General features: G+C 68.8%; 19 protein-coding genes and 2 pseudogenes. 10 read left to right on the top strand and 11 right to left on the bottom strand.

Annotation, left to right across the window (positions count from 1 at the left end):
• Nucleotides 1-10 precede the first annotated feature (10 nt).
• From OG470_RS22445 to OG470_RS22490, 10 genes and pseudogenes are all read right to left on the bottom strand, one after another.
• Nucleotides 11-769, bottom strand: a complete 759-nt coding sequence (locus OG470_RS22445; protein ID WP_328415146.1) for an SDR family NAD(P)-dependent oxidoreductase — start codon at nt 767-769, stop codon at nt 11-13.
• Nucleotides 766-1629: an ABC transporter permease gene (locus OG470_RS22450; RefSeq protein WP_328415148.1), complete on the bottom strand. Its 864-nt coding sequence runs from the start codon at nt 1627-1629 to the stop codon at nt 766-768. The genes OG470_RS22445 and OG470_RS22450 overlap by 4 nt, the downstream gene beginning before the upstream one ends.
• Nucleotides 1630-1640: 11 nt before the next feature.
• A complete protein-coding gene (locus OG470_RS22455) occupies nt 1641-2465 on the bottom strand; it encodes an ABC transporter ATP-binding protein (RefSeq protein ID WP_328415150.1) in 825 nt (274 codons plus the stop codon).
• Nucleotides 2466-2492: 27 nt separating this feature from the next.
• On the bottom strand, nt 2493-3599 hold the full coding sequence (locus tag OG470_RS22460; RefSeq protein WP_328415152.1) for an ABC transporter substrate-binding protein: 1107 nt from the start codon (nt 3597-3599) through the stop codon (nt 2493-2495).
• A 27-nt stretch (nt 3600-3626) separates the two neighbouring features.
• Nucleotides 3627-4019, bottom strand: a complete 393-nt coding sequence (locus OG470_RS22465) for a hypothetical protein (protein ID WP_328415154.1) — start codon at nt 4017-4019, stop codon at nt 3627-3629.
• Complete coding sequence (locus OG470_RS22470) at nt 4019-4330, bottom strand: hypothetical protein (RefSeq protein ID WP_328415156.1); 312 nt, start codon at nt 4328-4330, stop codon at nt 4019-4021. Before OG470_RS22470 ends, OG470_RS22465 begins: the two co-directional genes overlap by 1 nt.
• Nucleotides 4330-5403 (bottom strand): class I SAM-dependent methyltransferase, encoded by a 1074-nt coding sequence (locus OG470_RS22475; RefSeq protein ID WP_328415158.1) that lies wholly within the window; start codon nt 5401-5403, stop codon nt 4330-4332. The genes OG470_RS22470 and OG470_RS22475 overlap by 1 nt, the downstream gene beginning before the upstream one ends.
• Nucleotides 5404-5459: 56 nt before the next feature.
• Nucleotides 5460-7478 (bottom strand): oxidoreductase, encoded by a 2019-nt coding sequence (locus OG470_RS22480; RefSeq protein WP_328415160.1) that lies wholly within the window; start codon nt 7476-7478, stop codon nt 5460-5462.
• A gap of 314 nt (nt 7479-7792) precedes the next feature.
• A pseudogene (qcrB, locus tag OG470_RS22485) lies at nt 7793-9086 on the bottom strand (cytochrome bc1 complex cytochrome b subunit); the annotation flags it as partial.
• A 247-nt stretch (nt 9087-9333) separates the two neighbouring features.
• Nucleotides 9334-9588: a hypothetical protein gene (locus OG470_RS22490; protein WP_328415162.1), complete on the bottom strand. Its 255-nt coding sequence runs from the start codon at nt 9586-9588 to the stop codon at nt 9334-9336.
• Nucleotides 9589-9901: 313 nt separating this feature from the next.
• Here OG470_RS22490 and OG470_RS22495 point away from each other — a divergent pair, with 313 nt between their 5' ends.
• From OG470_RS22495 to OG470_RS22520, 6 genes and pseudogenes are all read left to right on the top strand, one after another.
• A complete protein-coding gene (locus tag OG470_RS22495) occupies nt 9902-10384 on the top strand; it encodes a hypothetical protein (protein WP_328415164.1) in 483 nt (160 codons plus the stop codon).
• A gap of 258 nt (nt 10385-10642) precedes the next feature.
• Entirely contained in the window at nt 10643-11431 is a 789-nt protein-coding gene (locus tag OG470_RS22500; protein ID WP_328415166.1) for a DinB family protein, read from the top strand.
• Between the two features lie 146 nt (nt 11432-11577).
• Nucleotides 11578-11961, top strand: a complete 384-nt coding sequence (locus OG470_RS22505; RefSeq protein WP_328415168.1) for a DUF2750 domain-containing protein — start codon at nt 11578-11580, stop codon at nt 11959-11961.
• Between the two features lie 148 nt (nt 11962-12109).
• Nucleotides 12110-12417 (top strand): annotated as a pseudogene (locus OG470_RS22510) (ATP-binding domain-containing protein); the annotation flags it as partial.
• 94 nt (nt 12418-12511) lie between these two features.
• Nucleotides 12512-12709, top strand: a complete 198-nt coding sequence (locus OG470_RS22515; RefSeq protein ID WP_328415170.1) for a hypothetical protein — start codon at nt 12512-12514, stop codon at nt 12707-12709.
• Nucleotides 12710-13090: 381 nt separating this feature from the next.
• Nucleotides 13091-13660, top strand: a complete 570-nt coding sequence (locus OG470_RS22520; RefSeq protein WP_328414838.1) for a DUF1349 domain-containing protein — start codon at nt 13091-13093, stop codon at nt 13658-13660.
• A 223-nt stretch (nt 13661-13883) separates the two neighbouring features.
• Here OG470_RS22520 and OG470_RS22525 read toward each other — a convergent pair whose 3' ends face one another.
• The gene (locus tag OG470_RS22525) at nt 13884-14168 is read right to left on the bottom strand and encodes a hypothetical protein (RefSeq protein ID WP_328415172.1); all 285 of its coding nucleotides are present in this window, start codon (nt 14166-14168) and stop codon (nt 13884-13886) included.
• A gap of 176 nt (nt 14169-14344) precedes the next feature.
• Between OG470_RS22525 and OG470_RS22530 the strand changes: the two genes are divergently transcribed.
• From OG470_RS22530 to OG470_RS22545, 4 genes are all read left to right on the top strand, one after another.
• Nucleotides 14345-14797: an adenylyltransferase/cytidyltransferase family protein gene (locus tag OG470_RS22530; protein WP_328415174.1), complete on the top strand. Its 453-nt coding sequence runs from the start codon at nt 14345-14347 to the stop codon at nt 14795-14797.
• A gap of 108 nt (nt 14798-14905) precedes the next feature.
• On the top strand, nt 14906-15481 hold the full coding sequence (locus tag OG470_RS22535) for an Imm21 family immunity protein (RefSeq protein ID WP_328415176.1): 576 nt from the start codon (nt 14906-14908) through the stop codon (nt 15479-15481).
• A gap of 136 nt (nt 15482-15617) precedes the next feature.
• Nucleotides 15618-16019, top strand: coding sequence for a hypothetical protein (locus OG470_RS22540; protein WP_328415178.1), 402 nt, complete (start codon nt 15618-15620; stop codon nt 16017-16019).
• A 1229-nt stretch (nt 16020-17248) separates the two neighbouring features.
• Nucleotides 17249-18994: an AfsR/SARP family transcriptional regulator gene (locus OG470_RS22545; protein ID WP_328415180.1), complete on the top strand. Its 1746-nt coding sequence runs from the start codon at nt 17249-17251 to the stop codon at nt 18992-18994.
• The last annotated feature ends 430 nt before the right edge of the window (nt 18995-19424 follow it).

A 19424-nucleotide genomic window follows, 5' to 3' on the forward strand; every position in this document is an offset into this window, starting at 1 on the left:
GAGGTCGGGCTCAGTGGATGGTGACGCCGCCGTCGACGAAGATCGTCTGACCGGTGGTCATGGCCGCGGCGTCGCTGAGCAGGTAGGCGACCGCGTTCGCGACGTCCTGCTCGCCGGCCATCCGGCCCAGCGGGATGGTGGCCAGCTTGGCGGCCAGGTAGTCCGGGTCGCCGCGCAGGTCGCTGGTCATGTCGGTGGGCACGATGGTCGGGCCGACCGCGTTGACCCGGATCTGGTCGGGCGCCCATTCCAGCGCCAGCACCCGGGCCATGTGCATCACCCCGGCCTTGCTGACGCAGTAGCCGAGCGTGTCCAGCACCGCGATGTGCCCGTTGGTGGAGCCGATGTTGACCACGGCTCCACCCGCCCGGCGGAGGGCCGGGTACGCGGCCTGGCACATCCGGAACGTGCCGGTCAGGTTGATGTCGAGGACGTCAGTGAAGTCCTGTTCGGACATAGTGGCCGCCGGTCCGCGCCGGACCACGCCGGCGTTGTTGACCAGCAGGTCGAGCCGGCCGTGCCGGTCCAGTACGGCCGCCGCCAGGTCGGTGCAGGAGGCGGCCGACCGGACGTCGACGTGGTGCCGGCTGTGCGCGCCGGCCAGCTCGGCCGCCGCCCACCCGTCGGGCTCGACGACGTCGGCCTGGGCGACGGTCGCGCCGCGTTCGGCCAGGGTCGCCGCGATCCGCGCCCCGATGCCCCGGGCCGCGCCGGTGACCAGCGCGACCCGCCCGTCGAAGCGATTTGGGTCGGCCCCCGGCCGGCTCACGCGCCGATGACTTTCGTGTCCTCGGCCCAGAACGCGACCTTGCGCTGGATGAGCCGGATCACGAAGTGGGCCAGCAGGCCCATTACCGACAGCACCACCAGCACGGCGAACATGCCGGCGATGTCGAAGTTGTAGTTGGTCTGTAGGAGCAGGTAACCCAGCCCCTCCTTGGCGCCGATGAACTCACCGACCACGGCGCCGAGGATGGCGAAGACGATGCCGATGTCCAGCCCGGCGAAGATGAACGGCAGGGCACTGGGCAGCCGGACCATCCTGAAGATCTGCATCTTGTTGGCGCCGAACACGGTCAGCATCTGGATCTTGTCGGCGTCGGCGGCCCGCAGCCCCTCGATCACGTTGACCAGCATCGGGAAGAAGGAGATCACCGCGGCCATCACGATCTTGCTGGTCAGGCCGAAGCCGAACCAGACCACGAACAGCGGGGCCAGCGCGACCTTCGGCACCGTCTGGAAGGCCACGATGTACGGCATCAGGGTGGCTTCGACGATCTTGATCTGGGAGATGAACGTGCCCAGCAGGACCGCCGCACCCACCCCGATCGCGAAGCCGACCAGCGACTCCTGGGTGGTCACCCACAGGTGCCCCCAGAACAGGTCGTCGTTGAGTTGCAGCCAGAGCGCGTCGACGATCTGCGTCGGGCGCGGCAGCACGTACTCGTCCACGCCGAACACCTGTACGCCGTACTCCCAGGCCAGGACGACCACGACGAAGACCGTCGGGACCAGCCAGAGCTGGGGGCGGTCCCGCAGGTCCAGCTTTGGCCAGGCGGGTTTCGGCGCGGGCGCGGGCGACCCGGTACGCGGGCGGACCGGATCCTTTACCGGATTGGTGGTAGCCATGACGAACCCCGTCAGTCGATAACGCCGGCGGCGTTGAAGTGTCGGCGGATGCGTTCCACGTAGACGCCGGCGCGGTCCGAGGACATTACGCCGAGCTCCCGTGGCCGCTCCAGGTCGATGGAGATGATCTCGGCGATCCGGCCGGGCCGCGGGCTGAGCACGACCACCCGGTCGGACAGGAAGACCGCCTCCGGGATCGAGTGGGTGACCAGAACCGCCGTCTGCCCGCTCTCCCGCCAGATCCGCAGCAGTTCGACGTTCATGTACTCGCGGGTCATCGCGTCCAGCGCGCCGAACGGCTCGTCCATCAGCAGTACGGCCGGGTCGTGCACCAGTGCCCGGCAGATCCCGGCGCGCTGCTGCATGCCGCCGCTGAGCTCGTGCGGGTACTTCTGCTCGAAGCCGTCGAGACCGACCATCTCCAGCAGTTCCTGGGCCCGCTTTCGGTGCCGGGCCGGGTCCAGCTTCTGGACCTCGGCCGGCACCATCACGTTCTCGAAGATGGTTCGCCAGGGCAGCAGCGTCGGGGCCTGGAAGACCATCCCGACCTGGGGGAGCGGCTTGGTCACCTCCTGGCCGGCGATCCTCACCACGCCCTGCGACTTCGGGCTCAGCCCGGCCAGGATCTTCAGCAGGGTGGTCTTGCCGCACCCGGAGGGCCCGACGACCGAAATGAACTCGCCCCGCCGTACGGAGAAGCTGACGTCGCTCAGGGCCAGCGTCGGATCGGACTTCTTGGGTTGATAGAGCTTGTGCAGGCCATCAACCTCGATCCAGGTGCTTTCCTCGACCACTGTGGGCGTCGGTAGTTGGCGGGCCGTTGTTCGGTAGGCCATCGGGTATCCCTCCGCGTGTCCGGTCGGCTACTTCGCGGTGTAACTGGTGGCCTGCTGCAGGACAGCGGCCTTGTCGAACTCGTTGGCGCCGGCGAGCAGGCTCGGGTCCCACACCTTGCTCAGCTCGACCTCGCCGGTGATCTGGCCGGCTTCCTTGGTGTACGCCTGGGTCTTGGCCCACTCCTGGTCGCTGATCGCGCCCCAGGCCGGGAAGTCCTCCGGCGTACCGGTGGCCGGGGTGGCCGTCTTCAGCCAGGCCTGCAGGCTCGCGGTATCCGCCGCCAGCCGCGACTCGACCGACTGGCCGGCGAGGATCTGCGGGAAGACCTTGTAGCCGATCCGCATGGCCGCCTCGGGGTTCTTCGCCGAGAAGAGCATCGCCTTGTACGACGCCCGCAGGAACCGGGTGTTGACGTCGCTGTTCTCGTTGCGCGAGCTGACCGCCCACGACAGCGACCGGATGCCGGTCAGCGAGTCGGGGTTGGGCAGGTACTTCAGTGTGGTGCCGGCGTTCTCGATGACCGTGTACGCCTGGGTGTAGAGCGCCAGCATGTCGACCTGGCCGCCGTTGAGCGCGGCCGCCGCCGGCGCACCCACACCGACCGGGAGCAGTTCGACGTCCTTCTCCGGGTCGAGCCCGGCCGCGCGGACGAAGGCCCGGGCGTACGGCGCGGAGCCCGACGCAAGGCTGATCACGCCGATCTTCTTGCCCTTCAGGTCGGCCCCGCCGGTGATCGTGCTGTCCGGCTTGACGGCGATCACCCAGGGCCAGTTCTGCACCAGCCCGCCAACCGCCTTGACCGGCACGTTCTTCTCCACCGCGCCGAGGATCGAGCCGCTGTCGGCGGCGGTGACGCTGCCGCTGCCGCTGGCGACCGCCTGCAGCGCGGCGACCGAGCCGTCGGTGTTGATGGTCTCGACGGTCAGCTTCTCCTCGGCGTAGTAGCCGAGTTCCTTGGCGACCGCGAACGCGGCCACCTCCTCCTTCGGCCCGATCACCGCGGAGGCGATGGCGAAGGTCAGCTTGGCCGGCTCACCAACGGCGCCGTCGCCGCCGGAGTCGCCGCTGTTGCAACCGGTCAGTACCAGCGTGGCGGCCATGGCCCCCACGAGCACCCGTAGTCCATGTCTCATCTCGAAATACCTCGTCACAAGTCGGGATCAGATGCGGCTGGTCGGAAGGTCGACCGCCAGGTCGTTGTAGACGTGTTGCTCGGTGATCAGCCCGTCCTGTAGCAGGAACACGTCCGCGTAGCGGATCCGGTCGAAGGGCGACCCGTCGTTGTCCTCGCCGTAGAGCGTGCCGAGCGAGGTCACCGAGGTCCGGTCGCCGCCGGCCTCGGTCCCGACCAGGTAGCGGTCCCGGTGCTTGCGTACCCAGCGGTACCGCCCGGTGGCCGCCGCGGCCATCTCGGTGAGCGAGCCGAAGACCCGACCACCCGGAAAGACGATCAGTACGCCGGGGGCGAGCAGCCGGCTCGCCTCGGCCAACTGCCGGTCCTCGCACAACTGCAGGTAGCGGTCGATCAGGCCGGCCGGATCTTCGGTGCCCATCAGCGGCTGCGCGTCTCGATGGCCGCTTCCCACTGGTTGCGCAGCGGGTGCTCGGCGGGGCCGTCCTCGGTGAGGATCCGGAGCAGGCGGGCCTGCAACCCGTCCCGGTCGGCGTTGAACGCCGGCTGCTCGGCGGGCGTCGCGGTGAACCCGTCGACGGCGTCGCCGTCGAGATGCCCGCCGCGGACCAGCAGGGCCTCGACCGCCCGCAGCCGCTGCCGGGTCACGTGCAGGTCGGTGGCGAGCTGCAGGACCAGGTCGAACAGCTTGCTGGACTTCGCGTCGCCCAGGTAGTCGAATTCGGTGCTCATCATGCCTCCGGCTTGGTGGCGGACAGGACCGCCCACGGGAAGTGCCACTCGAACCGGTCGCCCCAGCCCTCCGGCCGTACGCCGTGCATGCGCTCGTCGAACGGGGTCCAGGAGGCCTCGGTGAGGCCGGCCTCGGCGCAGATCTGCAGCAGGTCGCTGCCGAACAGCGCGTGGAAGAAGGGTTCGTTGTTGCGTTCGGCGTGCTCGTAGACGGTCGCGTCGCGCAGCGGGTCGCCGGTGAGCTGAAACTCCAGGAACCGCAGCGCACCGCCGGGCTTGAGCAGCCGGGCCGCCTCGACGATGGTTTCCCTGATCGCCTCGGCCGGCATCTCGTGCAGCACCATCGTTCCGGTGACCACGTCGCAGGAGTCCGCGTCGATGCCGGTGTCCCGGCCGTCGGCCTGCCGGAAGTCGATGGCCAGTTCGGCCGCCTCGGCCTCGACGTGCGCCAGCCGCAGCCCGGGGGCGGCGAAGTCGACGCCGATCACCTCCGCGTCCGGGTACTTGCCGACCAACGGGCGGGTGCTCTTGCCGAACCCGCAGCCGATGTCGACCACCCGGGTCGCCGCGGGCACCTCCGGCAGGGCGGTGCTGGTGAACAGCGAGTGGAACTTGTATCCGTCGTTGTCGCGCAGCATCACGATGCGGGCGCCGAACTCGTACACATAGGCCGACATGTCGTCGGAGAAGAATCCGCCGGGCTGGATGTGGATGTCGTAGTCGGTGTACCAGCCGGGCAGGTCCAGGTCGGCGTCCAGCTTGAGCGCGCCCTTCGGCCGCGCCGGCTGGGCCAACTGGTCCACCAGCTCCGTACGGCGGCTCAGCACCGCGTCGCCGGCCAGCTTCCACAGCATCTTCTGCTGCACCCGCTCCAGGTGGCTGAACCACGGATAGAGCGGCAGCTCGCGCAGCCGGGTCTCGGCGTCGGCGATGGTCGTCGCCGGTTCCCCGACGGCGTTGAACTCCTGGCGCAGCGCCGGGTAGACCGTGTCGGCCCACCGCTTGCGCAGATTGAGTACGAAGTCGACGGCGGAACGCTCGTCCAGGGTGAGCCGTTCCTCGACATCGAACATGTCGGTCTCCCTTGGTTGATCGATCGGTTTGGTCGTCCGGCCAGGTGGAAGACGAGCTAGTGGGCGAGCAGCACCCGGCGGGCCGGCTCGGTGTCGTACTGGCCGAGGAACGCGCCGGCGAGGCGTCCCTCGTAGATGGCTTCGAAAGCGGTGCGGGGTGCGTTGGCGTCGCCGACCAGGTGTGTCCGGGGGCCGTCCGGTCGGGCCTCCAGCGCGCGGTAGAGCTCGTCGTCGGCGATCGCCGAGCCGGCGTCGACGACGGCGCTGACCCCGTCCACGCGTACGGCGTCGCCGCTGAGCACGTCGACGAACTCCACCGTCGACCCGTCGACGCCACGGACCGTGCGCATCGGCTGGGCCCGTACGCCCAGCTCGGCGAACCGGCGCAGCAGGGCGAGCTTGGAGTAGGTGGTGATCCGGGCGCAGACGCTCGCGGTCGGCGAGACCAGGTGCACCCTGGCCCCGAGCCGGGCCAGCTGCTCGGCGACCGACGCCGCCGCCCAGGTGCCGTCGTCGTCGAGCACCACGACGGTGCCGGTGACCGGCCCGGCCGGCTCGATCAGGTTCGCCACCGCGTCGGCCAGGTCGAGCACCGGCGGGCCGCCGGGCAGTTCGCGGCGGGCCGGCCGGGCACCGGTCGCCACGATCACGTCCTGGAAGTCGCCGGTCATTACCGTCGCGGCGTCCACCCGTTCGCCGAGCCGTACCTCGATCCCGGCCGCGGTAACGTCCCGGACCAGGTCGTCGGTGAGCAGCCCGAGGCGTTCCCGGCCGGGTACGCGGGCGGCCAGTTCGACCTGACCGCCGAGCCGGTCGGCGGCCTCGACCAGGGTCACCCGGTGGCCGGCCCGGTTCGCGCCGAGCGCCGCCGAAAGCCCCGCCGGACCGCCACCGATCACCAGTACCCGCCGTACGGCGGGCCGGTCCGACCAGGCCGCGGCCCACTCGCGTTCCGCGCCCACCTCGGGGTTGACCACGCAGGAGATCGGCAGCCCGGTCTCCAGCCGCCCGATGCAGCCCTGGTTGCAGGCCAGGCAGGAGCGCACCTCGTGCTGCCGGCCGGTCATCGCCTTGCGGACCAGGTGCGGGTCGGCGATGTGCGGGCGGGCCAGGCCGACCAGGTCGGCGTCGCCGGCCGCGACCAGTTCGGCCGCCTCGGGCAGGCTGTCCAGCCGGCAGACGGCCAGTACGGGCAGGTCGGCGAACTCCCGCTTGAACAGGGCGGCGTGGTGGCGGAACGGGGCGTGCCCGAAGCTCATGTCGGCCATCTGCGTGGCCAGCGAGTAGCTGCCGTGGTAGGCGGAGTGGCTGACGTGCACGAAGGCGAGCGGGAACTCGGCGCGGAGCTGGGCGACGATCTCCACCACGGCCCGCGGGTCGAGGCCGCCGGGCAGGAACTCGTCGGCGCTGACCCGCAACCCGACCGGCAGGTCGCCGGCGGTGGCGAACACCGCGGCCAACACCTCGCGGGTCAGCCGCAGCCGGTTGGCCGGGCTGCCGCCGTACCGGTCGTCGCGCAGGTTGGTGCTGGGGGAGAGGAACTGCTGGAGCAGGTGGCCGTGTCCGGCGTGGACCTCCAGCCCGTCGTAGCCGGCCGCGCGCATCCGGCGGGCGGCGGCGGCGAACGCCTCGACGACCACCGCGATGTCGTCGTGGCCCATCGCGTGCGGCACGTGCGCGCCGGCGGCCCACGGCAGCGGCGACGCGGACCAGGCCGCGGTCCGGGTCGCGTCCCCGTTGGCCTGCCGGCCGGCGTGCATGATCTGGGCGAAGATCGCCGCCCCGTGCTCGTGTACGGCCGTCGCCACCGCCGCGTAGGCGGGGATCGAGGCGTCGTCGAAGCTGCCGAGGCTGATGTGCCGGCCGGCGCTGGTCGGGTGCACCCGGACGGCCTCGGTGATGATCAGGCCGACGCCGCCGCGGGCCCGCTCGGCGTGGTACGCGACATGGCGGTCGGTGGGCTGGTTGGCCCGCCCGAAGTTGGTGGTGTGTCCGGGCACGAAGACCCGGTTGCGCAGCGCGACCTGGCCGAGTTGGACCGGCGCGAATAGACGGTGTAGATCATCGATGGCCACGACCGGACCTCCTGTCCAGGCTGTCCCACTCGACCGAACGGATCCGACACTGTTCCGATGTGCCGTACGCCGTTCGATTGAGGGGAACGCTAGAGGCAGGCTTGCCGGGTAGTCAACAGTCCGTAGTTCATTAACTTTGTGTGAGCGGGTGGTAGCCGGATTCTGGCCCGGGTTCATGAGTCAGCAAGGTTTCGCCCTGGTCAAGGGCAGGATCCCGGCAGTTGACCCGGGATGGAGGCGGGCACGTACGGCAACGGAAACGACCGTGGCGCCCGCCGATTCCGGCGGGCGCCACGGTCGTGTGTTGCGGGCGGTCAGCGCTTTCCGCTGATCTCCTTCTCCTTCGGAGGGGCCGAGACCGGCGGGTGGCCGGGGGAGACCGGCGCCTCGGCCAGCTTCTCGATCGGCACGAAGAAGCCCTTGATGGCCGGGCCGAGCGCGCCGAGCCGGTTCATCTTCTTCGGTACGACCCAACCGGCGTACTCCAACTCGCCGTGGCCGTGCTCGTCGGTCGCGCCGAGGGGCTGGTGCACCTCGATGAACCGACCGTCCGGCAGCCGCCGGATGATGCCGGTCTCCACGCCGTGGGCCAGCACCTCCCGGTCGTGCTGCTGCAGGCCGTGGCAGATCCGGTAGGTGACGTAGTAGGCCAGCGGCGGGAGCAGGATCAGCCCGATCCGGCCCGCCCAGGTCATCGCGTTCAGGCTGATGTGGAAATTGTCGGCGATCACGTCGTTACCGCCGGACAGGGTCAGCACCACGTAGAACGAGATGGCCATCGCGCCCAGGGCGGTGCGGTTCGGGACGTCGCGCGGCCGCTGGAGCAGGTTGTGCAGCTCGTTGTCCTTGTTGCGCCGCGCCTCGATGAACGGATAGAAGATCGGCAACATCGTCAGGACGCCGGGTAGCGCCACCGTGGGCCAGAACAACGGCGGGATGACGTACCCGTTGCCGATCGGGATGGTGATCTCCCACGCTGGCATGAGGCGGGTCGAGCCGTCGAGGAACATGACGTACCAGTCGGGCTGGCTGGCGGCCGAGACCACCCACGCCTCGTACGGGCCGAACAGCCAGATCGGGTTGATCTGGAACAGGCCGCCCATCAGCGCGATGACGCCGAAGACGACCATGAAGAAGCCGCCCTGCTTGATCGCGTACCGGGGGAACATCCGTTCGCCGACCACGTTGCTGTTGGTCCGGCCGGGCCCGGGCCACTGGGTGTGCTTCTGCTTGAAGACCAGGCCCAGGTGGGCGGCTGATCAGCGCGAGCAGGAGACCGGGGATGAGCAGCACGTGGGCGATGAAGAAGCGGCCCATGATGACCTCACCCGGGAACTCCCCGCCGAAGATCGACGAGGTGACCCACGAGCCGATCACCGGGATCGACAGCATGATGGCGGAGGCGATCCGCAGACCGGTGCCGGACAGACCGTCGTCGGGCAGCGAGTAGCCGGTGAAGCCGGCCAGGAAGCCGACCCAGAACAGCAGGCTGCCGATGATCCAGTTGAGCTCACGCGGCTTGCGGAACGCGCCGCTGAAGAACACCCGCATCATGTGCACCACGATCGCGGCCATGAACAGCAGCGCTGCCCAGTGGTGCATCTGCCGTGCGGGGCGACGCGCCCGATCAGACCTGGGATGACCTGATCATGCGCTGCGTCGGAGGTACCTTCCCGGTGATCACTAAGCTTGTCGTTTAAGTGCGCCACGACCGGGCGAGGATCGCAACACGCGCCGAACGTGACCACGGTACCGGCCGCCCTCGGCACCGACATCGCGGCTGCTGAGACCGGAGAAGGGCGCCCTGCCGGCGTTGACAACCTCACCACCCTTCGCTGTAACCGTCCGCGGCCGATCAGGCGGCGGTCTCCTCGTCCGCGAGCTGGTAGCGGTAGCGTCGATCGGGGGTCGTAAAGGCGTGGAAGATACGCCCTTGGTGCTGGCGGCGTTCCACCAGCGTCGCGTTGCTGAGCCAGACCACCATCGTGCCCAGGTTGACCCGCTGCCCGCCGACCGGGACGGTTAGGGGCAGCTTGATCCCGAGCGTTCGGTCGTCTCGTCGCTCGTACCCCTCGGCCATTCGGTGGTGTCGACGGTATGAGCGGGTCATGTCGCGAAGGAGGCTGTGCGGGCTAACAGCACCTCACACGACCTGACACGACCTCACAACCGCAGGTCACTGGCCTCCATGCCACGGCGAGTGCGGTGCCCGCGTCTGGAGGCAGCGGAGGCGGTGGTGATCGCGGGCCGTGGCCGACGGCCTTCGTGCAACGGCACTGGCGTTCGCGGCGCTGATCCAGTAGCGGGGAAACGCCGACCGTCCCAGCGCGGATGGTCGGGCCGGCTACAGCCGGCGGTCACCGCGACGTGATGGATCAACACGGAGGCGTGCCGGTGACGGCCAGCCTGGACTGGGGGCGCTCGTGGCCGATCTGTCGAAGCTGGCACGGGAGCGGGCGACGCTGGCGACCGTCGCTGACGCGATCGTCGCGGCCGCGGTCGGCAAGGAACTGCACGTGGATGTGGCCTGCCCCGATTCGCAGGCCGCCTTCGCCGGCCACCTGACGCGCGCTCTGCACGCCCGTGGCCGTGCCTGCCGCTGCCTAGCAGCCAACCCCAGCCCCTCAACTCCTACGGGACTCTGTTCAGCTCGTTACGAGGCAGGCGACCAGACCGTCATGGTGATCACCAGCGGGACGCACGCGTTGAGCGATGCCGAGGTGTGCCGCGTCAGTATTCACGTGACCACGGAAAACTCCACGACCACCGCGACCTCGCGATCCGACACCAGCGGTGGGCCGATGGAGGATCACCACGGACCGGACATCGTCATTGACTATCACGATCCATGCGGGCCGAAGATCCGCCACATGCTGCCGCGGCTGGCGTCGCCAGCCAAGGGGTAACGAGTACGAATGCGCCTGCCCCAGCCAGCCGGCATCAACGACCCCGTCGCGCCGCATTCGCCGCCCCCGGCCAGTCCTGACTCGCGACGCACGCATCCTGGCCGACCGTACGTCGAGCGTCGGCAAGGTCTGTCACTGAACGTAACGCGCGGATCGCGGCATGTCCGGATGTCAACGGGACGGCGTAGAGAGTGAAACTCGTCTGGGCCGCGCTCGCGACGACGGCGGCCTGTCGCAGGGCGCGGCTAAAGTCCGGCCATGGCTGACTTCACGGGGGACAACCTGAGCGGCTCGCGTTTCGCGCGTGTCGACCTGGCCGATGCCGAGTTCCGTGCCGTCGACCTCTCCCGCGCCCGGTTCCGCGGCGTCGACTTGAGCGGGGTGGTGATGCGCGGCGTCGAGCTGGTCGACGTCCGGATCGACGGTGAGATCCAGAACCTTGTGGTCAACGGGGTCGACGTCGCGACTCTGGTCAATGCGGAGCTCGACCGGCGCGACCCCGTCCGAGCCAGGATGCGCCCCACCGACCCCGGCGGCTTCCGGGAAGCGTGGGGCATCGTCGAGCGGCTCTGGGACGGCACCGTCGAGCGGGCTCGCGGCCTGGACCCCGGGCTACTGCACGACTCGGTGGACGGCGAGTGGTCGTTCATCGAGACCCTGCGCCACCTGGTGTTCGCCACCGACGCGTGGGTGCGGCGGGCCATCCTCGGCGACCCCTCGCCGTGGGACCCGCTCGACCTGCCGTGGGACGAGATGCCGGACACCCCGGGGATCCCGCGGGACCGCGAGGCCCGCCCCTCGCTCGAGGAGGTCCTGGCGCTGCGCCGCGACCGGATGGCGACCGTGCGCACGGTGGTCGACGGCCTGACCGACGAGTCCCTGGCCAGCCGCACCGAGCCCATCGAGGGGACCGGCTGGCCGCCGCCAGAAAGCTTCCCGGTACGCGAGTGCCTGCTGATCGTCCTGAACGAGGAGTGGCACCACCGGCAGTTCGCCGAACGGGACCTCGACGCCCTGCAGACAGGCGCGGCACGGAAGGCGACCTGATCGACGTCGGACCGACTGCCCGGTCCTCGGCATGTTGGCCGCGCACCATCAGCGGCAGATCAGTGCAAGTGCGTGTAGATCCGACGCGTAGGCAGGATGAGGATCAGGTCATCCCAGTCGATCTCGGTGCTGCTAGCGTCCCGCGCATGAGTCAAAGTGCAAGCCAGGCGGCGGCGTTCTTCCGGGAGGTAGCACGTCACCGGATTGTCTGGTATGTGCGGGACGATGACGGAAGCCCCGCGCCGAAAACTTCCAGCGGAGAGCGAGCCTTCCCGTATTGGTCCTCGCAGGCTCGAGCTGAGCGAGCGGCTGAAATCTGGGGCGGCGGCCTGCGCGCCGCCTCCCTCCCCTTCGAGGCTTGGAGAAGCGGAGAGCTGCCCGAACTCAGCGATGAGGGCTATCGGATTGGGATCAACTGGACCGGACCGCGACTGGTTGGCTGGGATTTCACCGTCCCCGAGGTTCTCAATCGCCTTGCCCATGCCCTGCGTGAAGGCCCGTATTCCGATGAGAGCGCTCCTGGCAGCTAGGTCGGCGGTCTGGGCGTTCGAGCCGGCGGAGTTGGCACGCTGTTCTCGGCAAGACCGAGCGCCGTCTTGGTCGTCCAACGGTAACGCTGCGTGACGCGCGGTCAGCGGCAAATGAGGATGCCGCTAACCCGCCTGTCATCTGACGAGGCAGACCCTGACCGTGCGTACCGACGAGGACGAGAGCATCGACTACGACTTCGACGAACTCGACGAACTCACCCACGCCTACGCCATGACCATCACCGCTCCCAGGGCTCCGAATACCCGGCAGTGGTCATCCCGCTGACCACCAGTGCGTGGATGATGCTGCAACGCAGCCTGCTCTACACCGCCGTCACCGGCGCCAAGAAACTCGTCGTCCTCGTCGGCTCCCACCGGGCCCTCGCCGCCGCCATCCGCACCGTCAGTGCCGGCCGCCGCCACACCGCCCTCGACCACCGACTCACCCGCATGTGACACGGCCGTTGACATCGGTGCCGATGGGGTACCGCTTGGGTCGGAGACTCGTACGCCACGTCCCGGCGCTGATGGGTTGCGTACGGTCGAGGACGTGGACGTGCTGCTACGCGGCGGACCGGGGGACGGCCAGGTCGTGTCCGGCGGCGGGGAGACCGTCGTCTGGCAGGCCTGCCTTTACGAGATCACGCCCGAGTACGGCCGCCGGCACGGACGCGACCTGCGCGTGTACCGGCACCGCCCCGACTGCTGCGAGCCGTACGGCCGAGGCGCCGAGGACCGCTGCGAGTGACCTGCCGGTCCGGATGCGCGCAGCAGCGCGTCCACCCACCCCGGGCCTATAGAACATGCGTACGATCGCCTCGTAGAGGAGGTGGCCCGGCGGTGGTGGATCGGGTGCGACTGGGCACGTTGATAGCCGTTGGGCAGCGCAGTTGGCCGCATGATCATTTGTGGTGGCTCCGTCCGACTGGCAGGCGCCGTTGATCCAGTAGTCGGAATTCCCCTCATCAACGCCGTCAGGACGACGCTCTGTCACGGGCGGAGACCTGTGCCGCCCGCGCCGAGCATCCGCATCTGCCGATGACCGGATGTGCCGTGCTGAGCGTCCTTCGAGATTGGACGGCGTCGTAAGGGTCTGCGCGGGGGCCGCCTGGCGATTACGCTCTCCGCCGTGCTGAAGAACATGTCGTGGTTGAACGAGCCGCGTGACTGGTCACTGGAGGACGGCGTCCTCCGCGCAGTCACGGAACTGAGGACCGATTTCTGGCGCGAGACGTTCTACGGCTGGACCACCGACAACGGGCACTTCTTCTACCAGCCGACGACTGGTGACTTCACTGCCGAGGTCATCGTGTCTGCCACGCATACGACACGGTTCGACCAGGCCGGCATGATGATCCGAGCCGACGAGCGCAACTGGCTGAAGGCCGGCTTGGAGGTCACGTCGGACGCTGTGCAGATCAGCACGGTCTTCACACGTGATTTCTCAGACGTGTCGATGGCGCCGATCGCGGGGGTTCCCAGCGAGGTCTCGATGCGAGTCACCCGCTTCGGCGCCGCAGTGACCGTGCACTGCCGCAGCGGCGACGGTCCCTGGCAGTTGTTGCGCCTTGGTTATCTCGACCTTCCCGCCACTGTGGACGTCGGCATCATGTGCTGCTCGCCGGAGCGTGCCGGTCTGCGAGCTACATTCCGGGACCTTCGGATCGGGCCGCCGATCTCACGGGAAAACCTCGAGTAGTTCGGGCACGCTCGTGACGCGAGAAGCGAGATGGGCTTGTGCCCGTCGTCAACGTGGCCTCACGCCATACCCGTGAGCCAGCTTGCTACGGACGGTGGCCCTTGACCCGCAGCTGAGCATCCGCTCATGCCGCCCTGTGTGCGCGCCAGTCGTCGGTGCGTTGCCACGGTCGGTGACCCCAGATGCCGCGGCACACGCCTGGGCCGATGGCGATCGCCGACTCCTACTCGCCGGCCGAGTGCCAGGCACATTCGAACTCGTCTCGGCCGATCATGTGCGCGCTCCAGTCCTCCTCCGGGTCATCAAGACTGACCTGACCCAGACCTCCATACTGGTCTTCCTCACGGTCGGGCCCGTAGCGGAGTACAGCGCCAGCGTCGTAGGCCTCCACTTGGCGGACAGGCCAGCCGCCGTCGTCGACCTCGAAGTACCAGACGGAGTGTCCCCAACCGTCGAACTCGTCGCCTCGCGAGTCATCCCAACGACGGCGAAGGTAACGGCTCGGCATGACGAAAGCGTACGGCGGCTCCGGCACGCTGATCTGGCGTGAAGCGCTCGTCACGCAAGGTACTCAGCTCACGGGTGCATGCATCCGGACGTGCCGATGTCCGCGCCTCGGCGGTCTCGTCCGGTAGAACGGTGAGCGACCGCGACTGGTGTGGGCGAAGGAGCAGGTGAGTTGTTGTGGAGAACCCAGACGTGGGTGCGGCTGCCATATCGCGGGTTTACGTCGACATGGTTGGAGACCTGTTCCACGCGGGCCACGTGTCGCTCCTCCGGGAGGCGCGCCGCCATGGTGACTGGCTGGTCGTCGGCGTGCTGTCCGACGACACCGCAGCCTCCTACAAGCGTCGTCCCATCATGACCCTCGCCGAGCGTGTCGCCGTGATCGAGTCGTGCAGGTACGTCGACGAGGTGATTGAGGGCGCCCCGCTCCAAGTGACCGAAGAGTTTCTTGCCGAGCACGGCATCACCGCCGTGGTGCACGGCGACGACTTGTCGCCCGAGGGGGCCGAGTTCGTATACGGGCCCGCTGCAGCAGCCGGGAAACTCACTTACGTTCGGCGTACGGGAGGAATCTCAACCACCCAGTTGATCCAGCGGGTGCTCGACGCGGCCGCCTCGCGAAATGAATGACGGGATCTGCCGCACTGCGCGCGCTCATGCCGAGTTGCGTGCGCGGATTCCCGGTCTCCTGCGGAGGTCGGCGCGGCATCGTGAACGACCGAGAAGGAGACTTGGGCCATGTATACCGCCTCGTCCACCTCAGCCAGCTCAGCGCCGCCTTCCCCCATCTGGATCGAGTCGATGGGCGGTCCTCTGATCGTGGTGCCGGTTTCGGCATTGGAAGAGTGGTGCGGCAGCACTGGGGTAGGGCTTGTCGTCGGCGCCGGGGATGTTCCGGACGACTATGACCGTGCATGCGAGGTGGACGGCCTGGCAGGGGTGATTGCCATTGGTGAGAAGGGTCGGCAAGGACTTGTTCTGGCGGACGAACCGGCCACAACCTGCTATCTACCGGAGCACCGGGCCTTCGTCCGCTGGCTCGGAGCCGACTCCGCCGCTGCATTGATCGAGGCCGCCATGGTCGTTCTCCGCGACCCTGCTGCCGATTGGGAGGAATGCGGCTTCTGGGAGACGGACGGCCAAGCGGTACTCATGGACTCTGTCAGTGCGGGGAGCGAGTTGCACATTGCGTACCCCGACGGGGAGATGCCCGCGCACGCACCCATCCCGATACCAGCGACCCGCTGGAAGGTGCGCGCCGTCCACACCTGCGTGAACGAGACCTCGGTGGGTGTGGTGCACCTCTTGCCGTAGCCACAGACCTGATCAACACGCCAACTTGCCGCTGGTGGCTCACTGGTCAAAGCCGGATGCACGCTTCTGCCGCTGACAGCGCGGGTGGCCGCCTGGCTCGCCATCTGTGTTCCGTGCCGCATGTGATGATCGGTTCGTGAGCCTTCGTGAGTGGCAGCGCCTGACGCATATCGAGCGGGCTTTCTTCATCAACTCGTTCGAGATGGACCTCCTGCCCGGCGTGTTCGGTGACCTGGACCCCGCCCAGCCGGAGCCGTCGTTGTCCGAGCTGGCCTCCGTCCTGCTGAACTTGGTGGACCGCGGCTGGATGGAAATGCGCCGCTACGTGCGGCGGGTTGCCAATGACGGCCGGGAGGGCTTGGCGCACGGCGATCCTGTGCCGAGGGACCAGCTGCCGGTGCTGCTGGCAGACCCCGCCAGTTGGGAGTACCCGGATGATCCGAGTTGGATTGGTGCGCTGACGCTGGTGGAGACCGAAGCCGGCAGGACGATCAGCCGGATGTCCGCCGACGAGATTGCCACACGCGACAACGTATAGGCGAGCGGCTCGAAGTCCTGTAACCGCATCCGCATCTGCCGCCGAGCGTGCGTCACGTTCCGTACGGATGTCGGTGCTGAAGAACCTCGGCGGGCCGTCCTTCCTCAGAAACCTTTCCCTTGCCGGATGACCGCGACGCCGCTTACCTCCGCGCACTGCCACAGATCGAGTTGATACCGGAAGTGCGGACCCTCCTCCAACGCCTTCACCGGCACTGGTGGCGGGCCGCACGGCACGTGCGAGACCCGGATCCGGTACTGCCCGGCAGGGATCTCAACTCGGTGCTCAGGCCCGGGAAGTTCCATGCAGCCGAAGACGTGGACCACGCCACTCGGCACTTGACCGACGCGGGCCCAGCGAGGGGCCCGCTAGCAGGCCGGTACCCGCGCATAGTGTCTCTTTCGGGCGACCGTGGTGAGCTGCCGGATCGCGCTCTGGCGGTGGCCCCGCAGGTCAGTTGATCCCTGTCGCTCTGCTCGGAATCTGCTCGGTGAGTCGTGGGCACTCCCGGGCAGTCTTGGTCAGCGCTAGGCAGTGACGGGCACGGAACCCGGGCGGTCGACGATCGCATGCTCCATGTGTGCTCCGCCGGTCGGCAAAACGGCAGCCCACACCGGTGGGCACGGGAGCGCACTCCTGGATACTCGTAGGTATCTGCTGGCAGGTAAGCTATCCCCTCGCGCCCTCGTAGCTCAGGGGATAGAGCATCGGTTTCCTAAACTGATGCTGGTCGATCGAATTAAGCCGCGTGACCTGCTGATCCGTCTTCTTCCGTGCCACTTGACGGGTCGCATCCGCGATGACTCTGCTCGGTCGGTCGGTTTGCGGTCTGAGGACCGCCGAGAGTGCTGCCGTTGGATCGACCGGGTTTTAGGTGCGGGCGCAGCGGGTCCGCACACGGCGGAATCAGCGGACCGGTTGACGTCAGCGGCTGCCACGTCGCGTGACGGACAACCGGGAGCGCTTCCGGTAGCAGTTCCGTTACGTCGACACGCCGCTCCGTTGCATTGATGTTCATCACCCTTGTTCGCCGTCGAGATGTCTTGTTGTGTCGTGAAGGGCCCGTTTAGCCTGGGCGCGCGCTCGAAGGTCAACGGGGGGCGGCATATGCAACTGGGGATTCGGCTTCTGGCAGTGTAGAGCTGAGCGTCGACGGTCAGGTCGTCACGCCGGGCGCGGGGAACCGACGGGCGGTGCTCGCCGGGCTTGCACTGGCGGCGAATCGGTCCGTGTCGTTGAGTCGGCTGGCCGAGATGGTCTGGGCCGACGACGCACCGGCGTCCGCCGTGGCAAATCTTCGTTCGCACGCCGCCGGGCTTCGCCGGGTGCTGGGCGACCGGTTGGTCGCCCGCCCGAACGCGTACGAGTTGCGGCTGGCGCCGCACGAGCTGGACGTCATCGAGTTCCAACGGCTGGCGGAAGAAGGTCGCAGCAGGCTGGCCACTGAGGATCCGATGGGCGCCATTCCGACGCTCACCACAGCACTAGCGCATTGGCGCGGCGCGGCCGGCGACGGCCTGCCGCGCGGCACCGCGCTGGACAACCGCTGGGCGAGCCTGGACGAGCAGCGGCTCCAGGTCTTCGAGGAGTTGGCCGAGGCGCGGCTGGCTGCCGGGAAACACGGCGACCTGCTCTCCGAGCTGCGCGGACACCTGGCTGTCCACCCGCTGCGGGAGCGGGCGTGGGGGCAACTGATGCTTGCGCTCTACCGCTGCGGGGACGTCCCGGCCGCGCTGACCGTCTATCGAGACGCGCGTGCAACATTGGACGAGCAGCTTGGCATCGAGCCCGGCGATGAACTGGCAGCCCTGCACCGGGCGATTCTCGACCGGGCACCCGAAGTCTCGTACACCCCGCCGACCGCCGTGATCGCCACGGCGCAGGCGCCACCGCCGGCCGCCGAGGCGAAGCCCGCCGGCGTTGTCGGCTGGACGGTGCCGCGCGAGCTGCCGGCGGACCTGGTCACCTTCATTGGGCGTACCGCGGAGACCGCGGACGTCGTGGCGACGGTGACCGCCGCTACCCCGGCCGTCATGGTCGTCACCGGCCCGGCCGGCAGCGGCAAGACGGCGGTCACCGTGCGCGCCGCCCACGTGGCGGCCACCGACTTCCCCGACGGGCAGGTATTCATTGACCTCGGGTACCGGGCCTCGGTGACGCCGGGCGAGGTGCTGGCCCGGGTGCTGCGCGCACTGGGTGTCGCGCCGGCTGACGTGCCGGACGGCGCCGACGAGCGGGCCGGACGGTTCCGCTCACTCGCCGCCGGACGCCGGCTCCTGCTGGTCGTGGACGGGGTCACCCGGGCGGCCCAGGTGCGGCCGCTGCTGCCCGCCGGACCCGGTCCGGCCCTGATCGTGGTCGGTCAACGGCACCTGGGCAGTCTCGACGGAGTACGGCGGGTCGCCCTCCCGCCGCTGGGCGCCGCTCGGGCCCGTGACCTGCTGGCCACCCTCGCCGGACCGGACCGACTGGCAGCGAATCCGGCCGCCACCACCGAGCTGGTCCGGCTCTGCGCGGGGTCGGTGCTCGCGCTGCGGATCGTCGGTTCGAGGCTGGCGAGGTGGCCGGGGATGTCGGTGGCTGCCCTGGTCGGCCAGCTGGGGGATGGCCGGGGCCGGCTGGACCTGCTGGCCTACGAGGACCTGTCGGTGCGGGCCAGCCTGGCGATCGGTGTCGCGGTGGTCCGCTCTGAGGACGAGGTGGCAGGTCGGCTCTTCGAACTGCTGGGCGCGTCCCCGGAGGCTCCAGCGGTGGTGGACCGGGCCGCCACGCAGCTCGGCGTCTCTAGCCAGCGGGTGCGCCAGGCTCTTGAGGACTTGGTGGAGGCGCATTTGCTCTACCGGGACGGGCCAGGTGGCTACCGACTCCCCGCATTGGTCGGCGAGTATGCCGCCGAATTGGCCGCCGTGCCGTTCCCGTTGGCGCACCCACCGGTCAGCGGCACGCCCATCACCCTGCTGCCCAGATCGGCGTAAGGCCGGGTCGTGACACCTGTTGCCCATGTTCGTGGTGGCCCGATCTCCACCTCGCGTCCGGTCAACAGCAAGGAGTGACATCTCAGCCACCTGGCTAAGGCCAGAGCGGGGCGGTGCCCTGGGCTCAACCGGGCGGGTCTGGGCTGCGATCTGGCCGTCATCGAGGCAGGCGAGGTTCCCCCCGTTACCCCCCCGGGGCGCTCCTCGTCATGACCACTGCTGGTGTCGCACCGACGTTCGTGCCACCGCTTGATCGCGCCGGTCGTCGACTACCGGTACGACCGAGGAGTGCGTGCGCGCGGGCGCTCCTGCGGGCCAGGTAACGACCATCGCCGATATCGTGACGATCCGCCTACTGTCATACCCGCTGGTACTGAAGGCCATAAGAACGTGGACGGTTTCAACATCGACAGGAATAGCACTCGCCATC

It is taken from the genome of Micromonospora sp. NBC_00389, assembly GCF_036059255.1.
Lineage (GTDB): Bacteria > Actinomycetota > Actinomycetes > Mycobacteriales > Micromonosporaceae > Micromonospora.

Coding starts and splice junctions, on each gene's coding strand:
- OG470_RS22450 (WP_328415148.1), bottom strand. CDS start 1,629: ATGGCTACCACCAATCCGGTAAAGGATCCGGTCCGCCCGCGTACCGGG.
- OG470_RS22535 (WP_328415176.1), top strand. CDS start 14,906: ATGTATACCGCCTCGTCCACCTCAGCCAGCTCAGCGCCGCCTTCCCCC.
- OG470_RS22505 (WP_328415168.1), top strand. CDS start 11,578: ATGAGTCAAAGTGCAAGCCAGGCGGCGGCGTTCTTCCGGGAGGTAGCA.
- OG470_RS22460 (WP_328415152.1), bottom strand. CDS start 3,599: ATGAGACATGGACTACGGGTGCTCGTGGGGGCCATGGCCGCCACGCTG.
- OG470_RS22475 (WP_328415158.1), bottom strand. CDS start 5,403: ATGTTCGATGTCGAGGAACGGCTCACCCTGGACGAGCGTTCCGCCGTC.
- OG470_RS22490 (WP_328415162.1), bottom strand. CDS start 9,588: ATGACCCGCTCATACCGTCGACACCACCGAATGGCCGAGGGGTACGAG.
- OG470_RS22465 (WP_328415154.1), bottom strand. CDS start 4,019: ATGGGCACCGAAGATCCGGCCGGCCTGATCGACCGCTACCTGCAGTTG.
- OG470_RS22470 (WP_328415156.1), bottom strand. CDS start 4,330: ATGAGCACCGAATTCGACTACCTGGGCGACGCGAAGTCCAGCAAGCTG.
- OG470_RS22525 (WP_328415172.1), bottom strand. CDS start 14,168: ATGCCGAGCCGTTACCTTCGCCGTCGTTGGGATGACTCGCGAGGCGAC.
- OG470_RS22500 (WP_328415166.1), top strand. CDS start 10,643: ATGGCTGACTTCACGGGGGACAACCTGAGCGGCTCGCGTTTCGCGCGT.
- OG470_RS22455 (WP_328415150.1), bottom strand. CDS start 2,465: ATGGCCTACCGAACAACGGCCCGCCAACTACCGACGCCCACAGTGGTC.